18 protein-coding genes and 1 pseudogene are annotated in these 15,526 nt (G+C 39.6%); 13 read left to right on the top strand and 6 right to left on the bottom strand.

Annotation, left to right across the window (positions count from 1 at the left end; genetic code table 11):
• Window positions 1–23 precede the first annotated feature (23 nt).
• Entirely contained in the window at window positions 24–1,511 is a 1,488-nt protein-coding gene (locus tag N0B48_RS18430; RefSeq protein WP_259840427.1) for an aminotransferase-like domain-containing protein, read from the bottom strand.
• 172 nt (window positions 1,512–1,683) lie between these two features.
• On the opposite strand from N0B48_RS18430, the gene N0B48_RS18435 reads away from it, so the two are divergent.
• The 5 genes from N0B48_RS18435 to bioA all read left to right on the top strand — a co-directional run bounded on the left by N0B48_RS18435 (window position 1,684) and on the right by bioA (window position 6,474).
• Window positions 1,684–2,307, top strand: a complete 624-nt coding sequence (locus tag N0B48_RS18435; RefSeq protein WP_259840428.1) for a hypothetical protein — start codon at window positions 1,684–1,686, stop codon at window positions 2,305–2,307.
• Window positions 2,300–3,400 (top strand): aminotransferase class I/II-fold pyridoxal phosphate-dependent enzyme, encoded by a 1,101-nt coding sequence (locus N0B48_RS18440; protein ID WP_259840429.1) that lies wholly within the window; start codon window positions 2,300–2,302, stop codon window positions 3,398–3,400. The genes N0B48_RS18435 and N0B48_RS18440 overlap by 8 nt, the downstream gene beginning before the upstream one ends.
• A gap of 52 nt (window positions 3,401–3,452) precedes the next feature.
• The gene (bioD, locus tag N0B48_RS18445; RefSeq protein ID WP_259840430.1) at window positions 3,453–4,067 is read left to right on the top strand and encodes a dethiobiotin synthase; all 615 of its coding nucleotides are present in this window, start codon (window positions 3,453–3,455) and stop codon (window positions 4,065–4,067) included.
• 2 nt (window positions 4,068–4,069) lie between these two features.
• Window positions 4,070–5,056 carry a biotin synthase BioB gene (gene bioB, locus N0B48_RS18450; protein ID WP_259840431.1) on the top strand — a complete coding sequence of 329 codons (987 nt, stop codon included), beginning with the start codon at window positions 4,070–4,072 and terminating at the stop codon, window positions 5,054–5,056.
• A 92-nt stretch (window positions 5,057–5,148) separates the two neighbouring features.
• Entirely contained in the window at window positions 5,149–6,474 is a 1,326-nt protein-coding gene (bioA, locus tag N0B48_RS18455) for an adenosylmethionine--8-amino-7-oxononanoate transaminase (protein WP_259840432.1), read from the top strand.
• Here the strand turns inward: bioA and N0B48_RS18460 are convergent.
• On the bottom strand, window positions 6,428–6,568 hold the full coding sequence (locus N0B48_RS18460) for a winged helix-turn-helix transcriptional regulator (RefSeq protein WP_259840433.1): 141 nt from the start codon (window positions 6,566–6,568) through the stop codon (window positions 6,428–6,430). The two genes, bioA and N0B48_RS18460, sit on opposite strands and share 47 nt — an antisense overlap.
• An 80-nt stretch (window positions 6,569–6,648) precedes the next feature.
• On the opposite strand from N0B48_RS18460, the gene N0B48_RS18465 reads away from it, so the two are divergent.
• A complete protein-coding gene (locus N0B48_RS18465; RefSeq protein WP_259840434.1) occupies window positions 6,649–7,179 on the top strand; it encodes a GNAT family N-acetyltransferase in 531 nt (176 codons plus the stop codon).
• A gap of 80 nt (window positions 7,180–7,259) precedes the next feature.
• The gene (locus tag N0B48_RS18470) at window positions 7,260–7,967 is read left to right on the top strand and encodes a DUF421 domain-containing protein (RefSeq protein WP_259840435.1); all 708 of its coding nucleotides are present in this window, start codon (window positions 7,260–7,262) and stop codon (window positions 7,965–7,967) included.
• A 121-nt stretch (window positions 7,968–8,088) separates the two neighbouring features.
• Here the strand turns inward: N0B48_RS18470 and N0B48_RS18475 are convergent, their stop codons facing one another.
• Complete coding sequence (locus N0B48_RS18475) at window positions 8,089–9,294, bottom strand: CynX/NimT family MFS transporter (protein ID WP_259840436.1); 1,206 nt, start codon at window positions 9,292–9,294, stop codon at window positions 8,089–8,091.
• 72 nt (window positions 9,295–9,366) lie between these two features.
• On the opposite strand from N0B48_RS18475, the gene N0B48_RS18480 reads away from it, so the two are divergent.
• Entirely contained in the window at window positions 9,367–10,149 is a 783-nt protein-coding gene (locus N0B48_RS18480) for an AraC family transcriptional regulator (protein WP_259840437.1), read from the top strand.
• A 68-nt stretch (window positions 10,150–10,217) separates the two neighbouring features.
• Here N0B48_RS18480 and N0B48_RS18485 read toward each other — a convergent pair whose 3' ends face one another.
• On the bottom strand, window positions 10,218–10,562 hold the full coding sequence (locus tag N0B48_RS18485) for a mannan-binding lectin (RefSeq protein ID WP_259840438.1): 345 nt from the start codon (window positions 10,560–10,562) through the stop codon (window positions 10,218–10,220).
• Between the two features lie 325 nt (window positions 10,563–10,887).
• Entirely contained in the window at window positions 10,888–11,190 is a 303-nt protein-coding gene (locus N0B48_RS18490; RefSeq protein ID WP_259840439.1) for a hypothetical protein, read from the bottom strand.
• 17 nt (window positions 11,191–11,207) lie between these two features.
• On the opposite strand from N0B48_RS18490, the pseudogene N0B48_RS18495 reads away from it, so the two are divergent.
• Window positions 11,208–11,264: pseudogene (locus N0B48_RS18495) on the top strand (hypothetical protein); the annotation flags it as partial.
• On the opposite strand, the gene N0B48_RS18500 reads toward N0B48_RS18495, so the two are convergent.
• Window positions 11,258–11,860, bottom strand: a complete 603-nt coding sequence (locus N0B48_RS18500) for a Crp/Fnr family transcriptional regulator (RefSeq protein WP_259840440.1) — start codon at window positions 11,858–11,860, stop codon at window positions 11,258–11,260. The pseudogene N0B48_RS18495 and the gene N0B48_RS18500 overlap by 7 nt on opposite strands.
• 369 nt (window positions 11,861–12,229) lie before the next feature.
• On the opposite strand from N0B48_RS18500, the gene N0B48_RS18505 reads away from it, so the two are divergent.
• From N0B48_RS18505 to N0B48_RS18520, 4 genes are all read left to right on the top strand, one after another.
• Window positions 12,230–12,838, top strand: coding sequence for a hypothetical protein (locus N0B48_RS18505; RefSeq protein ID WP_259840441.1), 609 nt, complete (start codon window positions 12,230–12,232; stop codon window positions 12,836–12,838).
• Between the two features lie 89 nt (window positions 12,839–12,927).
• The gene (locus N0B48_RS18510) at window positions 12,928–14,103 is read left to right on the top strand and encodes an MFS transporter (RefSeq protein WP_259840442.1); all 1,176 of its coding nucleotides are present in this window, start codon (window positions 12,928–12,930) and stop codon (window positions 14,101–14,103) included.
• Window positions 14,104–14,115: 12 nt separating this feature from the next.
• Window positions 14,116–14,898: a siderophore-interacting protein gene (locus N0B48_RS18515; RefSeq protein ID WP_259840443.1), complete on the top strand. Its 783-nt coding sequence runs from the start codon at window positions 14,116–14,118 to the stop codon at window positions 14,896–14,898.
• A gap of 40 nt (window positions 14,899–14,938) precedes the next feature.
• Entirely contained in the window at window positions 14,939–15,508 is a 570-nt protein-coding gene (locus N0B48_RS18520) for a Crp/Fnr family transcriptional regulator (protein WP_259840444.1), read from the top strand.
• The last annotated feature ends 18 nt before the right edge of the window (window positions 15,509–15,526 follow it).

The following is a 15,526-nucleotide window of genomic DNA, read 5'->3' on the forward strand; positions in this document are numbered from 1 at the left end:
TGCACAAAAGGTTACAGTTTATGTTATAGCAGCTTTTTCGCATGATCAGAAAGAATGTCAATACTCTTCTCCATTTCTTCAAAGTTAAGATTTCCAAAACCCAGTCTCATCGCCGTAAGATCTTTTGTCTGATAAAGCAATGTTTTAGGAATAAACAGATTATTCTGTGCACAGTTCCGGCTCAGTTGCATCAGATTGACGGGAACTTTCCATTCCAGCCAGAAAGCAAGACCTCCCGAAGGCTTTTGAAACTGTATAAATTCGTCCAGATTTTCCTTAAGAAGTTCTGCAAAGTGATTCCGTCTCTCCTGATAAACTTTTAAAGATTTTTTCAGATACCGGTGTATTTCTCCCTCCTCAATCATTTCACCCAAAGCTCTTTCCATTAAAATATCACCCTGACGGTCTATGATTCCGAGATATTTCCTCATTTCAACCATCAGATTTTCCGGAGCGACAATAAAACCGGTTCGAAATCCCGGAGCCAGCGATTTTCCAAAAGATCCGATATAAATAACCATTCCTTTCGTATCCGCACTTGCTAACGGAAGAATGGGACTTTTGTCATAATGAAATTCATAATCGTAATCATCTTCGAGAATGATAAAACCGTACTCGTGGGCAAGATCCAGCAACTCAAGTCTTCGTTGTACACTTAAAGCAACGGTAGTAGGATAGTGGTGATGCGGGGTGAGATAGAGCATCCTGATCTTCTGTTTTTTACAGGCTTCCCGGACATTTTCTACGATAATTCCTTCTTCATCAATCGGCAGAGATACAATATTGACACCTGCTTTCTGGAAAATCATATTGACGGAAAAATAACTCAAAGCGCCTACCAATACAGTATCTCCTGCGGAAAGTAAAATTTCAGAAACAATATAAATACTCATTTCTGTGCTTCTGGTAATGAGAAGATTGTTCTTGGAAATAGGTAACCCTCGGGACAGATTAAGGTAATGGGATAAATGTTCTTTAAAAAATTCACTGCCATCGTGATTGTAATGCCCCAACATTTTCTGGTTGGATTTTCTTCTAAGAATAGAACTGTAAAATCTGGAATGCTGTCCGATCTGAGTCAGTCTGATATCCGGAACTCCGTCATTAAAAACATATTCGCAGTCTGAATGTTCAAATGGATTATCTAAAATATTCGAAGTTTTAAATGAAAAACCCGTTGTCTCAGGATAATTCTGAAGGTTATCTTTTTCAAAATCTTTAACCTTTACAGGTTTTTCCTGGTTTTCCCCAATGATAAAAGTTCCTTTATTGGGAAGGCTTTCAACCCAACCCTGCGCTGATAATTCATCATAAACAGCAACTGCGGTATTCCTGTGGATTTCCAGAACATCACTGAAGGCCCTGGTTCCCGGGAGCTTGGTGCCATACGGAAGAAAATCTCTCTGAATTGCATTGATCAATTGATTGGCAATCTGCATATAGATGGAAGTCTCTGAATTTCTGTCAATTTCTATAAAACTTTCATAAGGAATTTTAACCGGACTATCCATAATATTAAAACTGGCACCTTTTAATGGTCCGGCAATATACTAATTTTGGTTCAAAATAAAATAAGAAGTTACGAGTTGCGGGTTACAAAATAATAATTCGAGTTAATATAGAAGACTAAATTATAAAACCCGAACTCAAACCTCGAATCACGTAACCCGAAACAATAAATTTATGGAATTTCATCAACTGCTAGAAAAAATCGTCCAGGACGGCGGAACTCACGCCAAATGGCTGAATACGCTTTCGTTCATGGAAAATGCCGGTGCCAGAAAGATCTCTAAGTGTGAGCATCCGGTTTCTGTCACGCTGATCCAGCTGAAACACGCTGCTGAAGAGCATCGTCACGCTTATTATCTAAAAAAACAGATTTTAAAGATAGATCCCGAATTGTGTAAAACCTATGAAGCAAACGAACTTCTGGCTCCGGTCGCTACCCGACAGTATCTTCATTCGCTGGATGTAAAAGCCTGTAGATACCTTCAGACGGTATTTAACCTGAATAAAGAAGAATTGAAATATGCAGCTTATCTTTTTGTGACGTATGCAATTGAAGTCCGTGCAGATGAATTGTATCCGGTTTATCAGGATATTCTGACCAAAGAATCTTCGAAAATTATGGTGAAATCTATTATTCTGGAAGAGGAAGGACATCTTGAAGAAATGATTAATCAGTTAAATGAATTTTCTCCAGATTGGAATCAGCATGCAGAAAATATTCTGACGATAGAAAAAGAACTGCATGATCAATGGATTAATGCCATTGCAGAGGAAGTTTCACAGTTAGATTATGCTTAAAAAATTTGAGGAAGTGCTTGACAAAAGAAAAGAAGCGGGCATATTAAGAACTTTAAAACCCAAATCAGCTGGTGTAGACTTTTATTCCAACGATTACCTTGGCTTGGCAGGAAATGAAGAACTTCAGGAACAACTGCTTCAGAAAGTTCAGGAAAAGCCTAAACTTCTTTCAGGAAGCTCCGGTTCAAGACTGATCAGCGGAAACAGCAATACAACTGATGAAACGGAAAGGTACATTGCTGAACAGCATAAATATCCTGCAGCGTTGCTTTTTTCTTCCGGCTACAATGCGAATCTTGCTTTATTTTCAACGCTGCCGGACCGTCACGACACGATTATTGTTGATGAACAGATTCATCGTTCGGTTCATGATGCGTGCAGGATGTCTCATGCCAGGAAATTAAAATTCCGTCACAATGATCCGGAAGATTTGGAAAGTATCCTGAAAAAGCAGACCGGACCTTGTTATATCGCTATAGAAAGTCTTTATTCCATGGATGGAGACCTTGCGCCTCTTCAGGAAATTTCATCTTTAGCAAAAAGGTATAATGCTGCACTGATTATAGACGAAGCCCATGCTTTCGGAGTTTTCGGATTTGGTTTGATTGAGAAATACCAGTTGCAAAATGATGTTTTTGTCACCGTAATAACCTATGGAAAAGCTTTAGGAGCCCATGGAGCGGCTATCCTTTGTGATGAAACCGTAAAGTCCTATTTAGTGAATTTTGCGTCTCCTTTCATCTATACGACAGCGGCACAGGATTTTTTATGGATGGCTATTAAAACTGGCTATGAATTTTTAAAACAAAAACCGGAACTGTCAAAAAAGCTTCACAAAAACATAGAAATTTTTAGAAATCAAAATATAGACACACCTTCTTCAGAAATGAGCCCGATACAGGCTGTATTAGTTCCAGACAATCAGCAATTAAGAAGCTTACAGAAAACATTATCTGACAATGATTTCTTAACCTACGCCGTCTACAGTCCAACGGTAAAAATAGGAACCGAAAGACTCAGAATATGCCTCCATAGCTTCAATACCGAAAAAGAAATTGAAAAACTCACCGGAATCATCAAAGCATTCATTTAAACCAAACTTAAGACCCGAATCACGTATCTCGCACCTCGAAACACACATCCGAATGACCCAACTATTTATCACCGGCATTGGCACCGAAGTAGGAAAAACAATCTGCTCTGCCGTTTTAACGCAATATTTTAAAGCTGATTACTGGAAACCTGTGCAATCCGGAGATCTCGACTACACGGACAGCCATAAAATAGCTTCATGGACAGAAAATACGGTCTGTCATCTGGAAACCTACCGTTTTAAGCTGGCTGCATCACCGCATCAATCGGCACGGGAAGAAAATGTACATATCGATCTTTATCAGTTTCATCTGCCTGAAACACAGAACAGCCTTATTGTAGAAGGGGCCGGAGGATTGATGGTACCCCTTACAGACGATATTTTCATGATTGATCTCATTGAAAAACTGAATCTTCCGGTGGCATTGGTAGTGAGGAATTATTTAGGATGTATTAATCATACTTTGCTTTCCATCATGGCATTAGAACAGAAAAAACTTAAACTGGAATATCTCATCCTCAACGGAGTTTTTCCTCCGGATACCGAAAGAGTGATTAGAAACTTTATTAAAAAAGAAACAAGGATCATCCGTATTCCTGAAATTGACCAAACCACAAAAGACAGTATTCAAAATGCTGCAGAACAATTAACAAAAACAAAATTATGATAATGGACAAAAAAACAACCGTAAGAAACAACTGGACAAAAGAAGAAATAGAAGAAATTTATCACCAGCCTTTGCTGGAACTGATTTATAAGGCATCCACCATTCACCGTGAATGGCATGATCCGTCAGAAGTACAGATCTCCACCTTATTATCCATCAAAACAGGAGGATGTCCTGAAGACTGCTCGTACTGTGGTCAGGCTGCCCGTTATCACACCAATATTAAAGTGCAGGCATTGCTACCTACGGAAACCGTTATTGCCCACGCTCAAAAAGCAAAAGACAGCGGTTCATCCCGTTTCTGTATGGCTGCCGCCTGGCGTGAAGTCCGAAACAACCGTGATTTTGACCGGGTAATCGATATGGTAAAAGGAGTGAATGAGCTGGGACTTGAAGTGTGCTGTACTTTGGGAATGCTTACCGAAGAGCAGGCTATTCGTCTTCAGGAAGCAGGTTTATATGCTTACAACCACAATCTGGATACTTCTGAGCAGTATTACGAAGAAATCATTTCAACAAGAACCTTCGATAACAGAATCAATACAATCAATAACGTAAGAAATGCCGGAATAACGGTATGTTCAGGAGGAATTATAGGTCTTGGAGAAACGCATAGGGATAGAATTTCGATGCTTTTAACTTTAGCAACCATGCCAAAGCATCCGGAATCAGTTCCCATTAACGCTTTAGCCCGAGTTGCAGGAACGCCCCTTGAAGACAACGAAAAAGTAGACGCTTGGGAAATGGTGAGAATGATCGCTACCGCAAGGATTGTTATGCCATCCTCAATGGTCAGATTAAGCGCAGGACGTATCGAAATGAACGAAACAGAACAGGCGTGGTGCTTTATGGCCGGAGCTAATTCTATCTTTACGGGAGAAAGAGAAACCTTACTGGTAACACCAAATCCGGGCGTTTCCGAAGATATGCAGATGCTGGAAAAGCTGGGTCTGAAACCGATGAAAATGAAGGAGACTAATTGTTGTTAACGAGGTTCGGGATGCGGGGTACGGGTTGGTTTATAGAACTATCATCTCTACTAACTTCCAGCCTCTAATTTCTAACTTCTAATTCAAAAAAAATGAAAACATTAATACAAACCCAACTTGCCGAAAGGGATAAAGCCGTCAACTGGCATCCTTACACGCAGATGAAAACGGCTGGTGATGCAGTGCCCATTGTAAAAGGGAAGGGTGTTTATTTATATGATGAGGATGGGAAAAAGTATATCGATGCGGTTTCGTCATGGTGGGTGACATTGCACGGCCATGCCCATCCTTATATTGCAGAACGTGTTTTTCAGCAGCTGAATACGCTGGAGCAGGTTATTTTTGCAGGTTTTACGCATGAACCGGCTGTTCAGTTGTCAGAAAACTTGCTAAAACTGCTTCCCGAGAATCAGAAAAAGGTTTTTTATTCGGATAATGGCTCAACGGCGGTGGAAGCGGCACTGAAAATGTGCATTCAATATGCCTATAATTCAGGGAAAGAAAAGACTAAAATCCTGGCTTTTAAAAATGCTTATCACGGTGATACGTTCGGGGCCATGTCTGTGAGCGGAAGAAGTGTCTGGACAAAACCTTTCGGAAGCATGTTGTTTGAAGTCGTATTTATTGATACACCCAACGCTGAAAACCTGGAAAGCTTAAAAATTCAGATCCGTGAACTTGCAGAAGAAACGGCCTGTTTTATTTACGAACCTCTGGTACAAGGTGCTGCAGGTATGTTGATGTACGAAGCTAAACATTTGGATGAACTGATGAAGTTCTGCAGAGCTGAAGAAATTCTGATGATTCAGGACGAAGTATTTACAGGTTTCGGAAGAACCGGGAAACTTTTTGCAGCTAATCATCTGACAGAAATGCCGGATATTATGTGCTTTTCAAAAGGCCTTACCGGTGGAACAATGCCTATGGGAATTACCACCTGTTCTCAGGATATCTTCAATGCGTTTTTATCTGATGACAAGTACAAAACCCTGTTTCACGGACATTCTTTTACGGCCAATCCTCTAGCATGTACAGCAGCGTTGGCCAGCATGGAACTTCTATTACAGGAGGAAACATTAGCCGCCATTGACCGTATCAGCAGACAGCATTCAGATTTTTCTAAAATTCTTTCAAAGCACTCAAATGTTGAAAATGTACGTCAGACCGGAACTATTCTGGCTTTTGAGTATAAAACAGACCAAAATACTTCTTATTTTAATCAGATTGGAAAGGTTCTCTATGATGAATTTCTGGAACGCGGGATCATTATGCGTCCGCTCGGAAATGTTATGTATTTGGTTCCGCCGTATTGCATTACATCAGAAGAACTGAATTTTATTTATCAAAATATACTAGAGGTGCTGGATGCCTTTAAGAATCCAGATCATTGCCCCATTGATGCAGCTGATCAAGAATAGGGTCTAATTTCCGGGCTTTATCTGTCAACTTATAATAAACTTCAGGAGGAAAATTGTAGACTTCAATCCGTTGAATCATATAATTTTCCTCCATTTGTTTTAGCCGTTCCGAAAGCACTTTTCTTTGAAACTCTGGGCATTTTACATAATTTAGCCTATTAAAATTTTGATACAATGACTCTTGAAACAGAAAGACTCCTTCTCCGAGATCTTCATATGGATGATAAGGAAGCTATTTTCGGATACCGTTCTGATGCGGAAACGAATAAATTTCAAAGCTGGATTCCGAAAACATTAGAAGAAGTGGAAGCATTTATAACCAGAAATTTTAAGGAATTCAATCAGCCGGAAACATGGTATCAGTTGCTGATTACAGATAAGGAAACGAAAGAAATCATCGGTGATGTCGGCGTACATTTTATCGACGGTGATCAGGTGGAATTTGGAATCACACTAAGCAAGAAATACCATCATAAAGGATATGCTTCAGAAGCGCTTAAAGGCTTGACTGATCTGATGTTTAAAGATCTTAAAAAGCACAGAATCACCACCTCCATTGATCCTGATAATGCAAGTTCATTGCAGTTGATGGAACGCATAGGTTTCAGAAAGGAAGGGCATTTTATTAAAAGCCTTTACATCAATGGTCTTTGGGTAGATGATGTGATTTATGCAATCCTTGCTGAGGAATGGATGAACAAGTAAGAGGCGGCTGAGGCACTCGAAGCCACCTTTCCAAACAGGCTATGGCTCATTTTTTGGATGCTCTTTCTAAATTAATATCTATGCTGGCTTTATTTCTCTTAGAACTTAACTGGAAAGAATTATTGATGGGACATGAAGAATGGTCTTTCCTTCTGGAAATCATTCTCCGGACTGCCATTATGTTTCTGGCTATTATCATTGGCTTAAGGGTTTTGGGTAAAAGAGGCGTGAAGCAGCTTTCTATTTTCGAACTGGTCGTTATTATCGGTTTAGGTTCTGCGGCTGGTGATCCTATGTTCAACAAAGATGTGGGAATTGTCTCTTCAATCCTGGTTTTTGTTGTTATTATTCTTTTATATACGATTATTACTTTTTTCATTGCCAAGAGCAAACGTTTTGAAAAGCTGGTGGAAGGTGCTTCGGCCTGCCTGATTCGTGATGGAGAATTTGCTATAGATAATTTTAAAAAGGAAAATCTCGGCAGCGATGAGTTCTTTGCTGAGCTCAGACTAAAAGGTGTTTCACAACTCGGACAGATTGAAATAGCTATTGTAGAAAGCTCCGGAGAGATCAGCCTATTTTTTCATGAAGATCAGGCAGTGAAATATGGGCTTCCGATTATGCCTGATTCATTAGAAAATCCACTAAAAATAATCCCTAAAGAAAGCCGTTATTCCTGTATATTCTGTGGACATACAGAATTTAAAACAGAAGGAAATGCAGGAAACTGCTCAAAATGTCAAAAAGATGAATGGGTGGAAGCAAGCAATAAAAGAAGAGTGACGTAGGTCAATACATGAGTAATGAGTGATAGTGCTCAGATTTAATAGTTTTCCTTATTTCTTCACCTTAATCTGACATCTCTTGTCTCGCGTCTGAAATCTGAAATCTGAAATCTAATATCTTGCACTAATCCTCCACACATCTATTCCTTGCTGCTTTCATTCCAAAGTAAAACATCAGGATAACGGCGAAACTTAAAAAATAGAAAGAGCTTTTCCATGAAGTATCCCAATCATGAAGTTTTCCAAAGACCGGAGGACCGAATGCGGCGATCAGATACCCTACAGACTGTGCCATTCCGGATATTTTTACTGCATTGGCGCTGTTTTTTGTTCTTGTTGAAAAGAAAAGAATGGATAAGCTGAAAGACAAACCATTGGAAAGACCAATAATAATAGCATTCGCGTAAATCCATTGAGACTGTAGCCAGACAAACATCATCGTGCTGCCGAACATTAAAACACAGATAAGGACGATCAAAATCCGTTGATCTTTCATTTTCCCTGCAATGATCGGGGCACAGAAAGTAACAGGAATCATGGTGATTTGAATGACAAACAATACCCACCCGGTACTTTCGCCCTGCATATTGTAATCGGTCAAAAATGACGGTAGCCAGGCCATCATACAGTAATAAAACAACGACTGCAGCCCCATAAAGATGCTGATATTCCATGCTTGGGAAGATTTAAACATATTGAAATCAGAAATCTTCAAGGCCGCTTTTGACTGACCCGGATTTTTTTTATTGAATATCAACTCCAGAATCAGAACCAACAACCCCAAAGCGGCAATCACCAACCAAATCCCCAGCGAACCACGCCATCCGAATCCCGTCCATTCACCAATTCTTACACTGAAACCTGATGCCAAAGCTGCGGTAAGATTCATAGATACTGCAAAAATTCCTGTCATCAATCCGATCTGTTTTGGGAAATTATTTTTAATATACCCCGGTGTCACCACATTTCCGATACAAATTCCAAGTCCTATAAACACAGATCCTGCGAAAAGCATCCAAAGAGATCCTGTAATTCGTAGAAATAGTCCGAAACTCAAAATAATCAGAGAATACATCAGGAATCTGCTGATGCTGAATTTATGCGAAAATCTGCTGACCAATACGGAACAGGTCGCAAACATAAACAGTGGGATAGAAGTAAGCAGGCTGACCTGAAAACTATCCAGTTTCAAAGCATTCCGGATATCGGACAGTACCGGAGATACGGAAATAATAGGAGATCGCAGATTGCTGGAGACGAGGATGACAACCAGTACATTGATCAGCATCAGAATGTAGGAAGCACTCTTTCTTGTTTCATTTTTCATCATACAATATATATTTAATGCAAAATTAATTCAGTTGTTTTGTTTAATTTTGCCAAAGTTTTAACCCGAAACGACATGAATCCTCACGATACTATTGCGATTGATGAACTGGATAAACCTTATTTTGTATGGTTTGAAGACAACTGGAGCCATGATGATATCCTTCATTCTCATGAAAAAGGCCAGCTGGTCTATGTAGAAAGCGGATTTCAATATATTACCATAGAAGGAAAAATCTATCTGCTTCCGCAAAACCATGCAGCGTGGATTCCTCCCGGTTCTATCCATAAAACCAATACACATTCTGAGAAAATTAAGCTGATGATCATGTTTGCTGATGTAGATCCGGATATTTCCTTTCATCACGAAATCAATGTATTTTCTGTTCCTCCCGTCTTAAAGGAAATGATAAAGTATTCGGAAAGATGGTCAAAAAACACCTTAAAAGATCCGGATGAGATGTTTTTCTTAAAGGCACTTTTCAATGAGCTTCCCCGTTTTGTGGAACATTCCCTGAAGCTGTACATCAGTCTCCCTGAAGATAAACGTCTGTCTAAGCCTATTGAATACCTGCACCATCATTATCAGGAAGATATCAGAATAGAAGATCTGAGTGAACTTTCCCTGCTTTCCTTACGAACGCTGGAACGTATTTTTAAGAAAGAAACAGGAATGACTCTGAGCAAATACCAACAGATATTGAGGATCATTAAAAGTCTGGAACTGCTGAGCTCCGGTGATCTTACCATATCGGAAACGGCGTATCGGGTAGGGTACAAGAGTGTGCAGGCTTTTACCAGAAGTTTCCAGTCTGTGATGCAGTCTAAACCGACTGATTTTATCAAAACAACTCAATAATTGGTCATAAAAACAAAAAAATCTCCAGGCTGCCCCGGAGATTAATCTATTATGAATTTAAATAGTTCCTAAAATTTAAATAAGCATTCGCAAACGCTCATTTTACCTTCAACAACTGTTGACCAGGCTCCTGTCCATGTACCTCCGTAAGAAGCGCATATTGCAGGACATACTTCCTTTGCATCTTCATTGCTCCAGATAGGTCCGGCAAGGACATTCAATTTATATTCCGTGCTTCCAGATGGTTCTGTATCGTATTCAACTTCGATAACGCTCATCTGACCTTCGACAATAGTGCTCCATTGTCCAGTGAATTTTCCTAAATGGGCCGCAGCAATACGACCTCCGATTTTTTGTGCTTCGTCATTGCTCCAAAGCGGACCAGCAACGATGTTGATTTTGAATTTTGACATGGTGTAATGTTTTAAGTTGTTTAACATTACAAAGTTGTCACTTTAAAGGGATATATGTCAGCGTATAAAGTACCAAATTCATCATTCCGTATTTACACCTAACCTGCATATTCATCATTTTTAATTTCCACATACACATCATATAAACAATTACGCATGCATATAATGAAAAAGGTCTCCTAAATCAGGAGACCTTAAAAAAACACAAATGATGAAAAAAAATTATTTCGAAGCTCAAATATAAACAAAATTTACATTATGAAAAACATCATATTAGCATAAATGTTAAAAAATTATGAATTCTAGTTAAAAATAGCCTATGCTTTTAATGAGCTCTTTCTTTCAGTTTTTTGCAATTCTTTCCTACTGCATAGATGACCAGTCCAAAAATAATCCAGTCAATGACAGCACTCGCGGTATATATGCCACTTATTCCGTAAATCATAGGAATAATTAAGAGTGCGGGAATATAGAAAATAACCTGTCTTAAGATACTGATCACCGTAGCCGGTTTTGCATAATCTACAGAAGGAAACCAAACCATCGCCATGAAAACAAAAGGCAGAGCAGGCAGAATACTCATGTAAATTCTGAAATCAGTCAATTGGGTACTGCTGAAAAAATCCACGCCACTTTTCTACAGCTTTCAAAAAGAAATTCGGAATGGGCCCGAGTCAGTTGAAAAAAAATTCTGATCAGTAAAATATTTTACCGTTTTCTATTTTAACCATTTCTTCTCTTTCCATTTTTTTAACGACCCGGATAACAGTTTCTACACATAAACCGGTAAGGGAAGCCAGTTGCTGGCGTGTAAACGGAAACTGATAGGAATATTTGTCGGTGTACTGATTATAAGATTTCAGGCATTCCATCACCCGTTTTACTTTGGTTCCCGGATCGGGTGCCGAAATATTATTCAGCATTACATGTCTGAAATACATCCTTTCCGCTGTATAGCTATACAATTTTGCAAGAAGATCAGGCGAGCTGCCCATAAGCGCTAAAAATTTAACTTTGTCCAGTCTGATAATCTCGCAGGCGGTCATCGCCATGGCATTAACAGGGTAGGCTTTATCAATGAACAGAGAGCTCTCTACAAGGCAATGCCCGTCAAAAGGGATGCTGTGAATGACTTCCCGCCCGTCTTCATGGTAATTATTGATCTTTACAGTTCCGGTTTTGATCTGGAAATAATACTTCGGTACATCACCTTCTTTAAAAATAACATCGTTCACCACATAACGGACCAGTTCGGCTCCTGAGGACAATAAAAGTTCTTCATCGATTATCATAGGCATATTGGACATACAGACTGTGAGATTGAATTATTCAGGTCAATATCAGGTCTGTTGTTTTTAAATTTTCACCCAAAAATAAATATTAGTTTACAAAAAGCGCATAGAATAAGCAAACTTTAACAAATTCACAATGAAATTATCGCAACATGACTCCAATCATAAAATGCATCACCCATTCTTTATATTTTTGGCTTGCATTATAAAATTCCATATATCTTAATACATTACGTTTTAACATTGGCCTCTCACTTGAGAGGTTTTTATATTTCCATTATTAAATAAACGTGTTTATCTGCACCAATCTGATGATGTGATTCTGCTCATAAAGAAATCCTCCAGTTTTGTATACCTTAGTAGAAATTCCATCTCATGAAACCAAAGCAGATTCCAAGAGTTCCCCAACAGATATCCGGTGGATTTCACGATACAGAAAGCGAAAAACAGTTTGAGCCGGTACTTCTTCCGGTAAAGTTTGACCTGTTGAAAGAAAAATTTTTTGCTGTAGATAAATGGAAAAGCTACTGTGGAGAAGGGTTTGCAAACTTTAGACTTTATGATTCCGGAGGAAATGGAGTGGTAAGAACTCCTCAGATGGGAGATTTCATGAGAATTGATATTCCCGGTCCGGGAGAACAGGAGGCGAAAGGCTATGATTGGGTAGAAATAACTGATATCTGTTTTCAGGAGGATAATATCTCGGAAAGTATTATGATCACATGTACGCCATCCAGAGATCCAAAGCATTCACAAAGCAATCATATTGCCCATTTTTACAGTTCTAAAGCCACATCCACGTTTATGATTTCCAGAACACCCACTCACTTAAAGGCAGCAGTCTACGGACGGAATGAGACTCCCAATTTCAACGCAGGATTTATCGATATTGTTAGAAATCTTATGGTAGCCGCTGGGGGAATGGTAGGCATTTCCAAGATTCAGTGGAAAAAACTTTCTGACGGTTTTCTGGATTTTAAATAAAGGAGTTCCTTTTTTTCCTTTTTTGACCTAAGTCAAAGTTTTTTTTCTGTCGTACCATGACATTTGCACCGAATATTTAAACAAAAATTATGAGTGCAACATTAGCAAAGGGACAGACTATTAATTTCTATCAGGCAACCATGCCTATTATCCTGTCGGTTTTTGCCATATACCTGACGATAGGAATTGCCTTAGGGGTGCTTCCTAAATTTGTCCAGAACAATTTAGGATTTAACAGCCTTATCATCGGACTGGTGATTGGACTCCAGTCGCTGGCCACCCTTGTAACCCGGGCTTATTCCGGAAAAATAACAGATACGAAAGGGGCTAAAAAAAGCAAAATATCAGGAATTATATTATCTGTCATTGCCGGAGTGGCCTATATTCTTGCGGTATCCTGCCAGTCAACGCCCTTACTTGCTCTTGTTTTTCTGCTGTTAGCGCGAATTATTCATGGAGTAGGTGAAAGTTTTCTGGTTACGGGAGCTTTAACCTGGGGAATAGGGCTTGTAGGCCACGAAAAATCAGGAAAAGTAATGACCTGGAATGGTATCGCCATGTATGCGGGGATTGCCATCGGAGCTCCGTTAAGCATTTGGCTGAGTAAAGGCTTTGGAAACCTTCCTGCATTTATGCTCATCATGCTGTTGCCGCTTATTAGCTGGATTTCTACAGCAAAGCTTCCGGCAATTCCGGTGGATAAAGACCACATCAGAACTCCTTTTTACAAGGTGATCAAAACAGTAGCAGGACAAGGATTAAGCCTTGCATTTTCCTCTATCGCATTCGGATGTATTGCTTCTTTTGTCGGGCTTTTCTTTATGGAGAAAAACTGGGGCGATGCATCGCTGGCTTTTATGACTTTCGGGGCATGTTATGTTTTGACCAGAATCTTCTTTGCCTCTTTTCCGGACAAATTTGGAGGTTTCAAAGTCGCTTTTATCTCGCTGATCATTGAAGCAGCCGGACAGATTATGATCTGGAATTCGGCCTCAAAAGCAGTGGCCATTATCGGATGCGGACTGACGGGAGTAGGTTTTTCCCTTATTTTCCCAGCCCTTGGCGTACTGGCCATTCAGAAAGTAAAACCACAGATGAGAGGAACGGCTTTAGGAGCCTATGTCGCTTTTGTAGATCTTTCGTTGGGGTTGGCTGGTCCGGCTGCAGGCCTTGCTGCGGGATGGTTTAATTATCAGGCGGTGTATCTTTTCGGAGCCATTAGCTGTGTTCTTTCTATGATTATTCTGTTATTCAACAAAAAATAATTCTTTAAAACAATGACAACAAGTCTAACAACAACGCGAAAAATACGCTCTGTATTTACCGTTAAAGATAAAAAATACCTTACGCCGCATCTTATCCGGGTTGTATTTAAAATTAATGAAGATCAAATTGAATGGTTAACCAATGTTCAATCCGGATCCAATAACAAAATATTTATTCCTGTTCATACAGAAGATCAAAGTTCGGAACCGATAATAATAACCAGGACCTATACCAACCGTAAGATCGATCTGGAAAACCGTGAACTGACCATTGATTTTGTTGCTCATGGGGAAAGCAGTCCGGCATCGGCATGGGCAGTGAATGCAAAGCCAGGTGATCCGCTTGAAATAAGCATGAAGGAAAGCACACGGCCATTGGTTCCGGATGCAGATTTTTATTTACTCGTAGGCGATGCTACAGCGTTACCCGTTGTCACCGCGATTGTAGAACAGCTGCCTTCTTTTGTTACGGCAAAAGTGTTTTTAGAGGTATTTGGAAAAGAAGACGAAATGATGTTATGTTCAGCTGCAGATATATCCGTGGAATGGCTTTATAACCCACATCCGGAACAGGGAAGCCGACTGGCAGATCTTGTCAAAAGTTTTGTCTTTCCAAAAGGAATACTGAAAGAATATGTTTATGCCGCTACCGAATATACAACAGCAAAAGAAATCCGCAATTATTTCAAAACAGAATTAAACTGGGATTCACACGGAATCCATGCCGTTTCTTATTGGAGAGCAGGTCAATCGGAAGACGAAACATCCAGAGACAGGCAGAATCAGAGAGATTGAGCATTTATTGCTACATTTGCTGACGACTGATTTTACATCAATGGAAGAACTATTAGCTTCATATATCAAAAGCAAAATATCGGTAACGGATGAAGAGCTGGACATTATTCTTTCGCATTTCAAACCTATGAAACTGAAAAAGAATGAGCTGCTGCTCGCCAACGGACAATCCAGCCAGAGAACATTTTTTGTGGTGAAAGGCTGTCTCCGAATCTTCTTTATCAATGAGGAAGGGCAGGACTCTACCCGGTACTTTGCTTTTGAAAATCAGTTTGCAACTGCTTTGGTCAGTTTTATCACCTCGGAACCGTCAGATGAATTTATTCAGGCTGTGGAAGATTCAGAAATATATTATATCACCCACGGCAGCTTTTATCATCTGCTGGAACAGATTCCGCAGTGGGAAAAATTTTACAGAATCTACCTTGAAGGAGCTTATGTCAACAATACGCGCAGACTCATGTCTTTTCTGGTACAGGACGCCCTTGAAAAGTACCGACAATTACTGGATGAAAACCCGATTATTGTACGCAGGCTTTCCAACAAAATGGTGGCTTCTTACCTCAATATTTCCCAGGAAACATTAAGCAGATTAAAATCAAAACTCTGATTTTGTAATCCTGTCACT

Source organism: Chryseobacterium herbae (genome assembly GCF_025154075.1).
In the GTDB taxonomy this organism is placed as follows: domain Bacteria; phylum Bacteroidota; class Bacteroidia; order Flavobacteriales; family Weeksellaceae; genus Chryseobacterium; species Chryseobacterium herbae.

Bases quoted from the DNA above. Each gene is read 5' to 3' on its own strand.
- N0B48_RS18430 (WP_259840427.1), bottom strand. From the start codon at position 1,511: ATGGATAGTCCGGTTAAAATTCCTTATGAAAGTTTTATAGAAATTGAC.
- N0B48_RS18435 (WP_259840428.1), top strand. From the start codon at position 1,684: ATGGAATTTCATCAACTGCTAGAAAAAATCGTCCAGGACGGCGGAACT.
- N0B48_RS18440 (WP_259840429.1), top strand. From the start codon at position 2,300: ATGCTTAAAAAATTTGAGGAAGTGCTTGACAAAAGAAAAGAAGCGGGC.
- bioD (WP_259840430.1), top strand. From the start codon at position 3,453: ATGACCCAACTATTTATCACCGGCATTGGCACCGAAGTAGGAAAAACA.
- bioB (WP_259840431.1), top strand. From the start codon at position 4,070: ATGGACAAAAAAACAACCGTAAGAAACAACTGGACAAAAGAAGAAATA.
- bioA (WP_259840432.1), top strand. From the start codon at position 5,149: ATGAAAACATTAATACAAACCCAACTTGCCGAAAGGGATAAAGCCGTC.
- N0B48_RS18460 (WP_259840433.1), bottom strand. From the start codon at position 6,568: ATGGAGGAAAATTATATGATTCAACGGATTGAAGTCTACAATTTTCCT.
- N0B48_RS18465 (WP_259840434.1), top strand. From the start codon at position 6,649: ATGACTCTTGAAACAGAAAGACTCCTTCTCCGAGATCTTCATATGGAT.
- N0B48_RS18470 (WP_259840435.1), top strand. From the start codon at position 7,260: ATGCTGGCTTTATTTCTCTTAGAACTTAACTGGAAAGAATTATTGATG.
- N0B48_RS18475 (WP_259840436.1), bottom strand. From the start codon at position 9,294: ATGATGAAAAATGAAACAAGAAAGAGTGCTTCCTACATTCTGATGCTG.
- N0B48_RS18480 (WP_259840437.1), top strand. From the start codon at position 9,367: ATGAATCCTCACGATACTATTGCGATTGATGAACTGGATAAACCTTAT.
- N0B48_RS18485 (WP_259840438.1), bottom strand. From the start codon at position 10,562: ATGTCAAAATTCAAAATCAACATCGTTGCTGGTCCGCTTTGGAGCAAT.
- N0B48_RS18500 (WP_259840440.1), bottom strand. From the start codon at position 11,860: ATGCCTATGATAATCGATGAAGAACTTTTATTGTCCTCAGGAGCCGAA.
- N0B48_RS18505 (WP_259840441.1), top strand. From the start codon at position 12,230: ATGAAACCAAAGCAGATTCCAAGAGTTCCCCAACAGATATCCGGTGGA.
- N0B48_RS18510 (WP_259840442.1), top strand. From the start codon at position 12,928: ATGAGTGCAACATTAGCAAAGGGACAGACTATTAATTTCTATCAGGCA.
- N0B48_RS18515 (WP_259840443.1), top strand. From the start codon at position 14,116: ATGACAACAAGTCTAACAACAACGCGAAAAATACGCTCTGTATTTACC.
- N0B48_RS18520 (WP_259840444.1), top strand. From the start codon at position 14,939: ATGGAAGAACTATTAGCTTCATATATCAAAAGCAAAATATCGGTAACG.